This is a genomic window from Flavobacterium sp. RSB2_4_14, from assembly GCF_051547085.1.
GTDB lineage: Bacteria > Bacteroidota > Bacteroidia > Flavobacteriales > Flavobacteriaceae > Flavobacterium.
On the sequence record NZ_JBPTTL010000005.1, the window covers coordinates 86,051 to 99,050 of the forward strand.

Sequence of the window (13,000 nt, forward strand, 5' to 3'; positions counted from 1 at the left end):
CTTAAATTTAACAAGCTAAAATAGAATACTGTTTTTATTATCTATATTTGGTATTCTAATAGTTCACTTAAAATGAAAACTTTACAAATTCCAATTGTCTTATTCTTATTTCTATTTGTAGCTCCTATTGGTTTTGCTCAACCTTTTCAAATAGGTCATACCACTGTAAATTTTATAGATACATCAAGAAACAATAGAGTTGTTGCTACCGAAATATATTATCCTTCAGATGTTGCAGGAGATAATGTTCCTATAACCACTGCAAGTATGGTTTCTTTTCCTGTTTTGAGTTTCGGACATGGTTTTGTGATGACATGGGATGCTTATCAAAACTATTGGAATTTTTTAGTGCCAAATGGCTATATCATGGTTTTTCCAAAAACAGAAGGGTCACTTTCACCCTCACATCTTGAATTTGGTAAAGATTTATCTTTTGTAATCGAGCAAATGACTGTATTAGGAAATAATTCTAATTCTATTTTTTTTAATAGAATAAGTACTATGAATGCGGTTATGGGACATAGTATGGGTGGTGGCGCTTCTTTTTTGGCAGCACAACTAAATTCAAATATTAAAACTATTATAAATTTTGCTCCTGCTGAAACAAATCCATCAGCTATTCAAGCAGCTGCAAGTGTTTCCATTCCTTCTTTAGTTTTCGCTGGAGTAAATGACTGTGTTACTCCTCCTAATACAAACCAAATCCCTATGTATAATGCATTGGCTAGTTCGTGTAAAACTTTAATCAGTATTATTGGCGGAAGTCACTGTCAAATGGCAAATAGTAACTTTTTCTGTGGCGTTGGAGAGTCGTCTTGCTCGCCACAACCCACGATTACAAGAGCTACGCAACACAATACTATTAATTCCTATTTGCTGCCATGGTTGGATTATCAATTGAAAGGAAATTGTAATCAAGGAAACGCTTTTGACACACTAATTACATCAGATAGTGCCATTACTTTTCAAAAAAATTGTTCCCAATGTTCTAGTTTGAATGTTGATGATGTAACTTTTTCTAATGAAATAAAAGTATATCCCAATCCGGTTAAAGATTATATCACCATTTCTGGTAAAGTAGGAGAGAAGTATCATATCACCATTTATGATATTTCGGGTAAAGTTGTGATTGACCAAAATTTTACTTGTGAAATTTTGATTGCAACCTCCAATTTAACAAATGGTATTTATTCCTATGTTATTCAGAATAATAATGGAACAGTTAATGGAAAGTTTATAAAATAGTTCTATCGCCTCTAATTCTATGCATCTCAATGTTTTCTGGTGCATGAAGTACTAACGGGAATTGCTCAATTTTAACTGAACTACTATCCAAACCAAATCCTTTTTCTTCGGACAAACTGAATTTTTTGATAAGGAAATAAGTATTCATAACCACTTTTTCAAAGAAAGTCAAATCACTATCATTTGATAAGAATTTTTCAGATAATACTACTTTGAAATCACCAATGATATTGTTTTTGTTTAATGATTCATAACGACTGGTAATATCTACTTCGCCATTTTTAACCATATCTTTCAATACTTCTTTGAACATCAAATTAATTTTTGTTGGCTCTCTAAATCCAAGATAGAAATCTATTCTGAACAAATCATCTTTCATGATTTCTGTAACTTTATATTCTTTTTTGTATGGTTCGTTAAGCACATTAACATGAATGAACCAATAAATATCAGCTCGTTTAGGTCTTTTTTGTAAAATAGAATACATTACTTTCTCTTCAATTTCATCTGAACGGTTGGAGTTAGTCATATAAACCAAATGAGTAGCATATTTTGGAATAGACAAATCGACACTCAACTCAGAAAGTACTTTTTTATAATCGTCAATTTTAACAATTTTAGTATAGTTTTTACTAATTTGTTTGGCTAAATACCAAGTTGCCATGATGCCTATTAATCCAGTTGCAATTATTAATGTTACAAAACCACCATGGAAAAATTTCACGATGTTAGCATATAAAAAACTAAATTCAATAGCTAAATATAATGTTATTAAAGGGACAATAAAATATAGTTTTACTCTTTTCAAAATCAAGTAAAAGTTGAGTAAAACGGTTGTCATTATCATACATAAAACAATGGCCAAACCATAGGCATGCTCCATGTTAGACGATTCTTTGAAATACAAAACAATACCAATACATCCCAATAAAAGTAACCAGTTAATAGAAGGAATATACAATTGTCCTTTAACTTCAGTAGGATATTTAATTTTTACTTTTGGCCAAAAATTTAAACGCATTGCTTCATTTATCAATGTAAAAGAGCCACTAATCAGAGCTTGAGAAGCAATCACAGCAGCCATTGTAGCAATTACAATTCCAATAGGAAGAAACCAATCAGCCATTATTAAATAGAAAGGATTTCCGGCTTTTCCACCAAGTTCTGCTAAAGTTTTTCCTTCATGATTAATCAAATAAGCACCTTGACCAAAATAGTTTAATAAAAGCATCGCTTTTACAAATATCCAACTCACTCTTATATTTTTTCTACCACAATGTCCCATGTCTGAATACAAAGCTTCTGCTCCAGTTGTACAAAGGAATACAGCACCAAGAACAAAAAAACCTTCTGGATGAATTTGCAATAATTCATAAGCATAATAAGGATTGATAGCGTGAAAAACACTAAAATCCGACATAATTTGTATGGTGCCAAGCGCACCTAGCATGGTAAACCAAACTAACATCATTGGGGCAAAAAATCTACCAACTAGTTTGGAGCCAAATTGTTGTATGGTAAATAATGCTATCAAAATTCCAATTACAATGGGTATCGTATTTATTTCAGGATTAAAATTTCGGAGTCCTTCAACAGCTGAAGATACTGAAATAGGAGGTGTTATTATCCCATCAGCAAGCAGAGCACTTCCACCAATTATAGCGGGAACAATTAACCATTTTATTTTGGTTCTTTTGACTAGAGCAAATAAGGCAAAAATTCCTCCTTCACCGTGATTATCTGCGCTTAGTGTAATGATTACGTATTTGAGCGTAGTTTGTAATGTTAGCGTCCAAAAGATACATGAAATTCCACCTAAAACAATATCTCGTGAAATGGCGTGAATTCCAAGGATAGCTTTCATAACATATAGTGGAGAAGTTCCAATATCACCGTAAATAATCCCTAATGTAACAAGTAATCCGCCAGTGGTAAGTTTGCTGTGAAGCTGATGATTGTGAGCGCTCATGAATAGAAGTTAAAAAGGATACAAATGTACTGTTTTTTTAAAATGATTATTTTTTTAGAACATTATTTTTTTGCTTTACTACAAAAAAAAAGCACCACAATTTGTGGCGCTTCCTATGGTTTTTTTCTTTTTATTTATACTATCCTCTTTTGTTTCCTCTGGCATTACCTTCTGTTCTATCGGTTTTCATTCTTTGGTTCGAATATTCTCCTGAGCTAGAATTTCTTGAAGGCGTATTCCTGTAATTATTATCTCTTGGAGTTTCTGTATTTCTTGTTCTTTCTGATCTTGAATTTGAATTAGCTCTTGACGGATTTCCTTCATATGCAACTATTCTTGGATTATTGTTTCGAATAGTGTTACTAGTAGTTTCATTTTGTTGATTTACACTTCTCGGATTAGAATTTCCTCTAACATTATTATTGGCATTGTAATTTCTTGGTGTTCCAATACTTTGTGTATCAGTTCTTGGATTTGAATTTCCTCTAACATTATTATTGGCATTGAAATTTCTAGGTGTTTCAATACTTTGTGTTTCAGTTCTCGGATTAGAATTTCCTCTAACATTATTATTGGCATTGTAATTTCTTGGTGTTCCTATACTTTGTGTTTCAGTCCTTGGATTTGAATTTCCTCTTATTGAAATAGTATTGTTGGCATAATTTCGAGTATTCGTATAAGCTGTTTGATTTCTTCTACTATTATCTAATTCGTATCGGTTTTCATAGTTTTGATTACGGTGATTAAAGGAGCGATTTGGATATCTATTTTCATAAGCATTTCCTCTTCTTCCTCTGTATGAATTATAGGCAACTTCACATCTTCTGTAGTTCACATAATTATAGTGGTGGTAATTATTGATGCAATATCCAATATTAGTTTGGTATCTGAAAATTGGAAATGGTGACCAATAGTAAAAATAACTTGGATAAAATCCCCAATACCAAGACGAACAGTAAGGAGTATAATTTCCTACCCAAAATGAATTATAAATAACAGGTGTGTAGGCATAAACAGGTTCGTAAATATAATTATTACCATACATATAAACGTCTCCAACAACTTGCACTTGAACCCTGTTAAATCGATCTCTTTCTACTTCAACTGTGGCTACATCTTGAAATTGGTCTCTTCCTAGAACAGATTGTATCACAATTAAATGGGCGTTTCCTTCAATACTTTCAATTACACGTAAATAATCAACTTGATTATCTCGATTTAAATCCAAATTAGAAATTTGAAGTTTTGGGTCGTTTAATCTTCTTTCAAAATCCCCTAAATCTCTCGAGTCTCCAAAAATGGATGCAACAGCTCTCAAATCTAAGTTATCACTTATATCAGAATTTTGGGCACTTACCGTAGTTCGGTCTTGAGCAAATCCAGTGGTAATGCTTACTACAGCTAGTAGTAATAACATTGATTTTTTTGTTTTCATACTAAATATATTTAGGGTTAAAATTCTTTTCAACAGAATATCCAATTATTGTGCCACGGATTTTCAAGACTAACATTTCCCTAGTTAAATTTTGTATATTGTACTACTTTTTAACAAAAACAATGAAATATATATATTTATTATTTGCCCTTTTTGCACTTTTCAAAAGTTATAACTTGGTGTCTCAAACCAGTAATATTACTTTTCAATCTATAAAAATTGATACTATTTTAAACGATAAAATTAGTATTAGAGCGCTATTGATTGATAAAGATAAATTGTGGTATGCTAGTAAAAACAGTCGTTTTGGGTATTATAATTTTAGTACTGGAGAAAAATTTCAAAAGCAAATTCAAAATGATAGTTTGAAGTTAGAGTTCAGAAGTATTGCTCAAAATTCTAAATTTATTTTTATAACAAATATTGGAAATCCAGCGTTTATTTTTCAAATTGATAAATCTGATTTGAGTTTGAAAAAAGTGTATACCGAAAATCATGAAAAAGTATTTTATGATAGCATGAATTTTTGGAATGACCAAGAGGGAATTGTTATAGGTGATCCAATAGAAAATTGTATTAGTATTTTGATTACCCGCGATGGTGGCACAACTTGGAATAAAATCTCGTGTGATAAATTGCCCAAAGTTATGGAAGGTGAAGCGGCTTTTGCTGCCAGTAATACCAATATTGTGATAAAGAAGGATAAAACTTGGGTAGTTTCTGGTGGTAAAAAATCAAGGGTTTTTTATTCTCCTGACAATGGAAAGACGTGGGAAGTTTTCGAAACACCTATTGTTCAAGGTAAAACGATGACAGGAATTTTTACTGCCGATTTTTATGATAAGAAAATTGGAGTTATTGCTGGTGGAAATTATGAAGTTCAAGAACAGAATTTTCAAAACAAAGCAATGACAATCGACGGAGGAAAAACGTGGAAATTAATTGGAGAAAAAACAGGATTTGGTTATGCTTCTTGTATTCAGTTTGTGCCAAATTCTGATGGGAAACAATTAGTTTCTGTTGGAACTTCCGGGTTGTATTATTCCTCAGACTCTGGAAAATCGTGGAAACAATTCTCAACAGATAAAACATTATACACGATACGATTTATAAATAAAACAACAGCTTTTGCGGCTGGAAAGGACAAAATTATAAGAATTGAATTCAAATAAAAAAAGAGCCATTGGCTCTTTTTTATTATGGTCTAGGACGTTTATCCCGATATTGTTGCAAAAGTTTTCGATTAAAATCTTCTTCGGCTTTTTTAAGTTTCAAAATTTTTACAGGAGGAATTGCACCTTTTAAACTACTTATTAATTTCTTTTTGGCTTGATACAATTCATCTTCGGTACTTTCCATTTGAGTAAGTAATGTTGAAGCTTCTTTTTCGGTTAATTTATCGAGTGATGCATCATCCATTCTATCTATATAACCTTTCATTTTTTGTTTTCTAATGTCTTGTTGTTTATCCTCAAAAGCATTGTAAATAGGCCAAAACTTTGTAGCTTCCTCAGAAGTTAACGATAACTCGCTGGTTATAAAAGCTATTTTCAACGATTTTATTTGGTCTCTGTTTTCTTTTGACATCTTACCGTTTTGTGAAAACGCATTGGCTGATAGTATCATTAGCATTACTAGCATTATTTTTTTGTGTATCATATTTTTAGTTTATTAAGTATTGTTCAAGTTCGGGATTGTTTAATAAAATTTCTTCCAAATCTTCTTCTTTAAGTTTTAAGTCTATTTTCATTTTTTCTAAATCTTCTGTTTCCAGTAAATTTACTATTTCGTCTTCAGTAATTGAGGAGTGATAGGTGAGATAGTCTTCTAATATTTCTGAATTTATTTCGCTAGTACTTGCCTGGTATTTAATGTATAAAGGAATTGACAACATCAAAATTAAAACAGCAGCTGCCACAAAATACCAAGTTTTTCTAGTTTTATAGATAGAAATGACCTTAGTTTCGTCTTTAGGTAGTTGGGTTAAAATACGTTCAGAAAACGAATCAAAATATCCATCAGGAGTATTAAATCCTGAGTTTATTTTAGGTTCTTTATCTAATTTGAATTCTTTCATGTTCGTTTGACTTTAATAATTTTATATGGTTTAATTGTTTTTCATAAAATCTTCAATTTTTTTTACAGCATGATGATAGGATGCTTTCAAAGCACCAACTGACGTACCCAAAATTTCAGACATATCTTCATATTTTATCTCTTCAAAATATTTCATTTTAAATACGAGTTGTTGTTTTTCGGGTAAAAGGACTATAGCTTTTTGCAATTTGATTTGAATTTCATTGCCATCAAAATAAGTGTCAGCTTTTAAATTGTCTACAATTTTACTTTGCAGTGCTTCACTAGTTGTTCCATTTCGTTTTGCTTTTTGATTGATAAAAGTAATGGCTTCATTTGTGGCAATGCGATACATCCATGAAAATAATTTGCTTTCTCCTTTAAAATTTTTCAAATACTGAAAAACTTTGACAAAGGTATTTTGTAAAACATCATCAGCATCGTCATGATTTAGAACAATATTTCGAATATGATTGTATAATGGTCTTTGATAATCACGCAAGAGTTTTTGAAACGCTTGGTTTTGCGTTTTTGGATTTAATAATTCCTCAATGAATTCTTTTTCTTCTTGCAAAGCGAAAATTTATCAATTGGAATAAAGATACTGCAAAAGGTTTAATTTGATGAAAAATTATGGGTTTTCAACAGGAGTTGGAACAGGTTCCGATGGTGTAACAACGATTGCAGTTGGAATAACAGCGGGTTTTGCCACTTCAGTTTTTGGAAAAACAGGAATATAAATTTCAGTTATCCACTTGGAAGGTTGTTTTACTTCATCAATTGTTTTGACATATACTTCTATATATTTCCCCGCAAAGTTTTGAGATAAACCTTTGTCAGCAATATACTTTTTAGCTTTTGTCCAAGCTTCAGCAGTATGAGAGTAATCGCCAACCAAAGTTGTTTTTAAACAGGTAAAAGGAATGATTTCGGCAGTGGTGACATCGCTTACAGAGGATATGAAAACTTGTTCTTCAGTAGGAATACAAACTGATAAAGTGACAAAATCTTTTGTAATATCGTAAACATCATACGATACAAAAGGTCTTCCAGCCATTTTTAGGTTATTTTTTTTGAAAAAATACACCATTCTTGGAATAATTATTTTTATGTTCTTTGACACACTTTTTATTCTGCAAGAAATTGTCTGTTTGATGCAAAATCCTGAACCTCGCTGCACTATTCCGTTGACTTTGATGGAATAGGTCTTCATTTCATATTCCAATGTTTTATCAAGTTTCAGTAAACTTTTTTCCATTTCATCTGATAAAACCCCAGAAATACCACCTCTAAAAAACATCTTGATTTTAGTCAAAACGTCCATTTTTCCTTTGCCGTGAATGGTTACTTTTGTTCCTCCAACAGTATCTTTAAAGGTCCAAAAAATATCAGATTTTGTGCTGTTAAAGTTCGCTTTTTGATAAATGCTATCATTTTCTTTAACAAAATAAGTTTTAATATCTCCGTTACCAAAATCGCTTTCCCAAGAACAATATGCACCCGAACCCATTGTTTTTGAAAGATAATTGAATTTAATATTCTCTTCTTTTTTCATCCAAGAACCAAAAGTTTCCCAATTTTTATAATCGTTTACATAATCAAAAACGGTACTTCTTTGCGTTTTTATAATACTACTTTTAGCCACTTCAAAATCTCCTTTTTGTGTGGTTACATATACAGTAATTCCAATTAAAGCTAAAAGAACTAGAAGAAATAAATATTTTAAAATTCTCATGAAGTGATTTTTTGGTTTTACAAAGTTAGGTAATCTGTAATACCATTATTGTATTAGTGCTTTAAAAATATTTTTATTACAAAAAGCAGCGCAATAAAAATGATAAAACCAATTAGAATCTTATAACTTCCTTTATACATTTTTTGATGCAATGCTTTATCTTTTCCATAGGCAAAATACATAGCAATAACAAAAGCAATAAAAAAAAGTGCGGCAAAAATCCATTGACCAGTTGTGAACATATTTTTCAAATTTTCAACAAATTTAGACATTTGTAATGTAAAGTTGTATTTTGCATCATCAATTAATTTTTTATAATATGCAAAAACAACTCAACGCTGTAAAAGAATTTCACACCTCATTTGGATTGGGTGTTAGTTATGAAATGAAAGGACATTTGGGCGACCAAAAAAACATACTTCGCTTTAATTTAATGAAAGAAGAAAACGAAGAATATCTTGAAGCTGTTCAGAATGATGATTTAGTCGAAATAGCCGATGCACTCGGTGATATGCTCTATATATTGTGTGGAACAATACTCGAGCATGGCTTACAACACAAAATTGAAGAAGTGTTTGACGAAATTCAACGCAGTAACATGAGTAAACTAGGTGAAGATGGAAAACCTATTTATAGAGAAGATGGCAAAGTTATGAAAGGGCCAAATTATTTTAAACCAAGTTTTGAGGAGATTTTGAAATAATAAAAAAGCGATTTTCATTGAAAATCGCTTTTTTAAGTCTGATATGTATTATCCAAAATTATATTTTCACTGTCCAACCAAAGGTGTCTTCAGCTAGTTTGTATTGAATTTTGGTCATTTTGTCTTTCAACTGCAATGCTATAGAGTTCTCCAGTTTTGGTAATTCATAATAGTGTTCTTGGTATTGAAACCCTACTATTGGACTAACAACAGCTGCAGTTCCAGAACCAAAAATTTCTTTTAGACTTCCATCTTTTGCAGCAGCCACGATTTCTTCTACTAAAACAGAACGTTCTTCAATTTTAATTCCATCACGTTTAGCCAATTGAATTAAACTCTTTCTGGTTACACCATCAAGAATTCTCTCGCTAACAGGCGCAGTAATTATAGTGTCATTAATTCTAAAAAAAACATTCATTGTTCCAGCTTCTTCTAATTTGGTGTGCGTAGCATCATCTGTCCAAATGATTTGTTGAAAGCCTTTTTCCTGAGCCAATTTTTGTGGGTAGAATTGTGCAGAATAATTACCTGCCGCTTTTGCAGCACCAATACCACCATTAGCAGCACGACTGTAATGTTCTGCAATGATAACTTTTACTTCTCCCGAATAATAAGAACGTGCAGGAGAAAGTATAATCATAAATCGATATTGTGTTGACGGTTGAGCAATTACACCCGAACCAATAGCAATCATAAAAGGTCTTAAATATAAGGTGTTTCCCAAACCTTTTTTTACCCAATCTCTTTCTAAATCTACGATGGCTTTTAATCCACCAATAAAAACGTCCTCGGGAACTTCGGGCATTGCCATTCTAACTGCTGATTTATTAAAACGATGAAAATTTTCATCAGGTCTAAACAACCAAACAGCATCATTTTTATCTTTATATGCTTTCATTCCTTCAAATATGGCTTGACCATAATGAAATACTTTAGCAGATGGATCAATTAAGAATGGTTCATAAGGTTTGATAACAGGTTTTTCCCATTGACCGTTTCTAAAATCACAAACCAACATATGGTCTGTAAATGTGTTACCAAAAGAAAGGTTTTCAAAATCAACTTCGTTTATTTTTGAAGTACTAGCTCTAACTATATCGATTTCGTTAGGTGTTTTTAACATCATTTATTTGAATATTAAATAAAGAAAAAAATCATATATAATTAGATTTCAATTAGTTATGAGATTGTTCTAAAGATTATTATTTCGTTGCTTTTTTTTTGTAAAACTAATAAAAAAATATTTGTTTTTACAAGCTAAAAACAGAATGAATGTTTTTTTTTAAATTCTCTTTTCAGAAGTATTTATTATCTTAATTTTTCATTAATTATTGAAATTAATTGTCAATGTAGCATTTGAAATAGCTAATCTTTATACATTTGTAAATCATTAAAAATATATAAAATGAAAAAATTAAATCTATTGCTTATTGCTTTTGTATTACTGTCTAATTTGAATGTAATTGCCCAATCTAAATCTGCAGCAAAATCCTTTGACAGTAAAGATTACGCTTTGTTTGGTGAAAAATTTAAAGTGAGTAAAATCTTGACTAAAGATGAAATGCTCAAAAAGTATAAAAACATTAAAAAAGGCGATACTATTACGGTTCAATTTCAATCAAACATCAAATCGGTTTGTAAAAAGAAGGGTTGTTGGATGAAAATGGAATTGGCTGGTGATGACGACTCGTTTGTGAAATTTAAAGACTATGGTTTCTTTGTTCCCTTAAATGCGGATAATAGTTTGGCTATCGTAAACGGGAAAGCTTTTGTTGATGTTGTTTCTGTTGATGAGTTAAAGCATTATGCAAAAGATGGTGGAAAATCTTCGGCAGAAATTGCCAAAATAACCAAACCTGAGGTAACTTATTCTTTCATAGCTTCGGGCGTTTACATTAAAAAATAATATAAAATTAGTATGAAGAGAATTATCTCAGTTGTTTTGTTTTTCAGTTTGTTTTGCATTGCTAGTCTCTCAACGTTAGTTTCTTGTCAAAAAAAGGAGGAAAAGAAAGAAGAAAAGAAAGTAGTTGAAAAGTGTGATACTATAAAAGGAAAAAAGCTAGAAATGTATCAAATGTCAGAAATGGCAGCTCTGATGGAACAAATGTATGTTGACAATCAGCGTTTAAAAGAACGAATCAAAAAGGGCGAAACTATTGGCGAATTTCCTCAGCATTTCCTAAAAATTCACAAAGCCGTGATGACTGATGAGTCTGATAACGATGCTTTTTTTAAAGAACAAGCAGCTAATTTTATAAACGCTCAAGAATTAATATATAAAGACCCAAAAAATGCCAAAGAACATTTTAATAACGGCGTTGATGCCTGTGTAAAATGTCACCAACAAAAATGTGGTGGACCAATCCCTAGAATTAAAAAGTTATATATAAAATAGACTTTGAAAAGAGAAATTATAATGACCAATGATGGTTCAACAACCATTCATTTGCCAGAATGGAATGAAAGTTATCATTCAAAACATGGCGCAATTCAAGAGGCATATCATGTATTCATAAAAAATGGGTTTTCACTTTTCGAAGGACACGAGCTTTTGCGAACTGGCGAAGCAAAACCCATTTCTATTTTAGAAATTGGATTTGGCACGGGTTTGAATGCTTTTATAACTTATGTAGAAGCATTGAAAAGCAATCAGGGTATCAATTATGTTGGAGTAGAAGCCTATCCAGTTTCATTTGATGAAGCATCGCAAATGAATTATATTAATCAGATTGCGGATGACCAAAGTGCTATTTTTGAAATGATGCACAACACTGTTTGGAATGTAAGAAATCAAATTACCCCTCATTTTTCCTTAACCAAACGGCAACAATTCTTCCAAGATATTAAGGACACAAATGTATTTGATTTGATTTATTTTGATGCTTTTGGATTTAGAGTGCAACCCGAATTGTGGTCAGACCTTATCTTTCAAAAAATGTATGAAGCCTTAAAACCAAATGGTATTTTGGTTACTTATGCGTGTCGCACTTCCATTAAAAACGCAATGTTGCTAGCAGGTTTTTCTGTAGAAAAATTACCTGGTGCTCCAGGCAAAAGAGAAATGTTACGCGCTACTAAAGGACTTTCAAAAATTTAACATTTTCGTTGATAATTTTTAACTTTTAATTTCATTTTACTATTTATTATATTTCTATTTTTGATAAAGCAATAGACGTTCTTATCTAATTTCTTAATTAATTATTTTTACTTTTTTATGTCTAAAACAATGCTAGATCACACCAAATCAGTGTTGAAGAAAGTAAGTTTTGATGCAAATTTATTTTGCAAAGAACTTGAAAAGGCCTACAAGGTTTTGTTACCTTATGAACTTGAAGAACTAACAAAGTGGCTGATGAGTTTTATTATTGAAAAGCCCGAACTGAAACACTGTGTCAATCGAATTAACAGTTAATAAAACTAAAGGAACTTAAATGGTTCCTTTTTTATTGTTTCAAAATAAATTAGTAAGATTATACTTTTTAAATTTAACTAAAAATGTATTTCATCGATAAAAAAAGGGTTTAAACGTCTTTTTTTAATAAAAAATGTTGTAGTAATTATTTTTTTATTTTACTTTTACTAAACGTTCTTACAATAAGATAACCCCAAATCTTAAAAAATTATGCCTAGAATGATTTACGATTACACCAAATCGGTACTCGAAAGAGTTAGTTTTGATCCGGTTCTTTTTGCTAAGGAATTAAAAAAAGCAATAAGAAATTTATTGCCTTATGAAATTGAACAACTAAAAAAGTGGCTTCAATTTTTTACTTCAGAACATCCGGAACTCAAGCAATGTTTGACTGTTGTTAGTTAAGATGAAAAATAAGGAGT

The 13,000-nt window shown here is 31.0% G+C and carries 16 protein-coding genes; 8 read left to right on the forward strand and 8 right to left on the reverse strand.

Annotated features, from left to right (window positions below; genetic code table 11):
• Positions 1-72 precede the first annotated feature (72 nt).
• Positions 73-1,245: a poly(ethylene terephthalate) hydrolase family protein gene (locus tag ACSVH2_RS10325; protein ID WP_438093099.1), complete on the forward strand. Its 1,173-nt coding sequence runs from the start codon at positions 73-75 to the stop codon at positions 1,243-1,245.
• Here the strand turns inward: ACSVH2_RS10325 and ACSVH2_RS10330 are convergent.
• Together ACSVH2_RS10330 and ACSVH2_RS10335 are read right to left on the reverse strand one after the other, a co-directional pair.
• Positions 1,235-3,214 carry a KUP/HAK/KT family potassium transporter gene (locus ACSVH2_RS10330; protein WP_438093100.1) on the reverse strand — a complete coding sequence of 660 codons (1,980 nt, stop codon included), beginning with the start codon at positions 3,212-3,214 and terminating at the stop codon, positions 1,235-1,237. The genes ACSVH2_RS10325 and ACSVH2_RS10330 overlap by 11 nt on opposite strands.
• 139 nt (positions 3,215-3,353) lie before the next feature.
• Positions 3,354-4,649 carry a hypothetical protein gene (locus ACSVH2_RS10335; protein ID WP_438093101.1) on the reverse strand — a complete coding sequence of 432 codons (1,296 nt, stop codon included), beginning with the start codon at positions 4,647-4,649 and terminating at the stop codon, positions 3,354-3,356.
• Positions 4,650-4,771: 122 nt separating this feature from the next.
• On the opposite strand from ACSVH2_RS10335, the gene ACSVH2_RS10340 reads away from it, so the two are divergent.
• Entirely contained in the window at positions 4,772-5,821 is a 1,050-nt protein-coding gene (locus tag ACSVH2_RS10340; RefSeq protein WP_438093102.1) for a VPS10 domain-containing protein, read from the forward strand.
• 25 nt (positions 5,822-5,846) lie between these two features.
• On the opposite strand, the gene ACSVH2_RS10345 is transcribed toward ACSVH2_RS10340, so the two are convergent.
• From ACSVH2_RS10345 to ACSVH2_RS10365, 5 genes are read right to left on the reverse strand one after another with little or no spacing between them, the layout of a single operon-like run.
• Positions 5,847-6,308, reverse strand: coding sequence for a sensor of ECF-type sigma factor (locus ACSVH2_RS10345; protein WP_438093103.1), 462 nt, complete (start codon positions 6,306-6,308; stop codon positions 5,847-5,849).
• A gap of 4 nt (positions 6,309-6,312) precedes the next feature.
• Positions 6,313-6,726: a hypothetical protein gene (locus ACSVH2_RS10350; protein ID WP_438093104.1), complete on the reverse strand. Its 414-nt coding sequence runs from the start codon at positions 6,724-6,726 to the stop codon at positions 6,313-6,315.
• Positions 6,727-6,756: 30 nt separating this feature from the next.
• Positions 6,757-7,299, reverse strand: a complete 543-nt coding sequence (locus ACSVH2_RS10355; protein WP_438093105.1) for an RNA polymerase sigma factor — start codon at positions 7,297-7,299, stop codon at positions 6,757-6,759.
• 57 nt (positions 7,300-7,356) lie between these two features.
• Positions 7,357-8,460, reverse strand: a complete 1,104-nt coding sequence (locus tag ACSVH2_RS10360; RefSeq protein ID WP_438093106.1) for an SRPBCC family protein — start codon at positions 8,458-8,460, stop codon at positions 7,357-7,359.
• A gap of 53 nt (positions 8,461-8,513) precedes the next feature.
• Positions 8,514-8,732, reverse strand: coding sequence for a hypothetical protein (locus ACSVH2_RS10365; RefSeq protein ID WP_438093107.1), 219 nt, complete (start codon positions 8,730-8,732; stop codon positions 8,514-8,516).
• 47 nt (positions 8,733-8,779) lie between these two features.
• On the opposite strand from ACSVH2_RS10365, the gene ACSVH2_RS10370 reads away from it, so the two are divergent.
• Positions 8,780-9,163 carry a hypothetical protein gene (locus ACSVH2_RS10370; protein WP_438093108.1) on the forward strand — a complete coding sequence of 128 codons (384 nt, stop codon included), beginning with the start codon at positions 8,780-8,782 and terminating at the stop codon, positions 9,161-9,163.
• Positions 9,164-9,221: 58 nt separating this feature from the next.
• Here ACSVH2_RS10370 and ACSVH2_RS10375 read toward each other — a convergent pair whose 3' ends face one another.
• Entirely contained in the window at positions 9,222-10,289 is a 1,068-nt protein-coding gene (locus ACSVH2_RS10375; RefSeq protein ID WP_438093109.1) for a branched-chain amino acid aminotransferase, read from the reverse strand.
• 279 nt (positions 10,290-10,568) lie between these two features.
• On the opposite strand from ACSVH2_RS10375, the gene ACSVH2_RS10380 reads away from it, so the two are divergent.
• The 5 genes from ACSVH2_RS10380 (at position 10,569) to ACSVH2_RS10400 (ending at position 12,983) form a co-directional block, all read left to right on the forward strand.
• Positions 10,569-11,069: a DUF4920 domain-containing protein gene (locus ACSVH2_RS10380; RefSeq protein ID WP_438093110.1), complete on the forward strand. Its 501-nt coding sequence runs from the start codon at positions 10,569-10,571 to the stop codon at positions 11,067-11,069.
• Between the two features lie 12 nt (positions 11,070-11,081).
• Positions 11,082-11,561 carry a hypothetical protein gene (locus ACSVH2_RS10385; RefSeq protein ID WP_438093111.1) on the forward strand — a complete coding sequence of 160 codons (480 nt, stop codon included), beginning with the start codon at positions 11,082-11,084 and terminating at the stop codon, positions 11,559-11,561.
• Positions 11,562-11,564: 3 nt separating this feature from the next.
• Complete coding sequence (mnmD, locus tag ACSVH2_RS10390) at positions 11,565-12,263, forward strand: tRNA (5-methylaminomethyl-2-thiouridine)(34)-methyltransferase MnmD (RefSeq protein WP_438093112.1); 699 nt, start codon at positions 11,565-11,567, stop codon at positions 12,261-12,263.
• Positions 12,264-12,380: 117 nt separating this feature from the next.
• The gene (locus tag ACSVH2_RS10395; protein ID WP_438093113.1) at positions 12,381-12,578 is read left to right on the forward strand and encodes a hypothetical protein; all 198 of its coding nucleotides are present in this window, start codon (positions 12,381-12,383) and stop codon (positions 12,576-12,578) included.
• A 210-nt stretch (positions 12,579-12,788) separates the two neighbouring features.
• The gene (locus tag ACSVH2_RS10400; RefSeq protein ID WP_438093114.1) at positions 12,789-12,983 is read left to right on the forward strand and encodes a hypothetical protein; all 195 of its coding nucleotides are present in this window, start codon (positions 12,789-12,791) and stop codon (positions 12,981-12,983) included.
• The last annotated feature ends 17 nt before the right edge of the window (positions 12,984-13,000 follow it).

Coding starts and splice junctions, on each gene's coding strand:
- ACSVH2_RS10325 (WP_438093099.1), top strand. CDS start 73: ATGAAAACTTTACAAATTCCAATTGTCTTATTCTTATTTCTATTTGTA.
- ACSVH2_RS10330 (WP_438093100.1), bottom strand. CDS start 3,214: ATGAGCGCTCACAATCATCAGCTTCACAGCAAACTTACCACTGGCGGA.
- ACSVH2_RS10335 (WP_438093101.1), bottom strand. CDS start 4,649: ATGAAAACAAAAAAATCAATGTTATTACTACTAGCTGTAGTAAGCATT.
- ACSVH2_RS10340 (WP_438093102.1), top strand. CDS start 4,772: ATGAAATATATATATTTATTATTTGCCCTTTTTGCACTTTTCAAAAGT.
- ACSVH2_RS10345 (WP_438093103.1), bottom strand. CDS start 6,308: ATGATACACAAAAAAATAATGCTAGTAATGCTAATGATACTATCAGCC.
- ACSVH2_RS10350 (WP_438093104.1), bottom strand. CDS start 6,726: ATGAAAGAATTCAAATTAGATAAAGAACCTAAAATAAACTCAGGATTT.
- ACSVH2_RS10360 (WP_438093106.1), bottom strand. CDS start 8,460: ATGAGAATTTTAAAATATTTATTTCTTCTAGTTCTTTTAGCTTTAATT.
- ACSVH2_RS10365 (WP_438093107.1), bottom strand. CDS start 8,732: ATGTCTAAATTTGTTGAAAATTTGAAAAATATGTTCACAACTGGTCAA.
- ACSVH2_RS10370 (WP_438093108.1), top strand. CDS start 8,780: ATGCAAAAACAACTCAACGCTGTAAAAGAATTTCACACCTCATTTGGA.
- ACSVH2_RS10375 (WP_438093109.1), bottom strand. CDS start 10,289: ATGATGTTAAAAACACCTAACGAAATCGATATAGTTAGAGCTAGTACT.
- ACSVH2_RS10380 (WP_438093110.1), top strand. CDS start 10,569: ATGAAAAAATTAAATCTATTGCTTATTGCTTTTGTATTACTGTCTAAT.
- ACSVH2_RS10385 (WP_438093111.1), top strand. CDS start 11,082: ATGAAGAGAATTATCTCAGTTGTTTTGTTTTTCAGTTTGTTTTGCATT.
- ACSVH2_RS10395 (WP_438093113.1), top strand. CDS start 12,381: ATGTCTAAAACAATGCTAGATCACACCAAATCAGTGTTGAAGAAAGTA.
- ACSVH2_RS10400 (WP_438093114.1), top strand. CDS start 12,789: ATGCCTAGAATGATTTACGATTACACCAAATCGGTACTCGAAAGAGTT.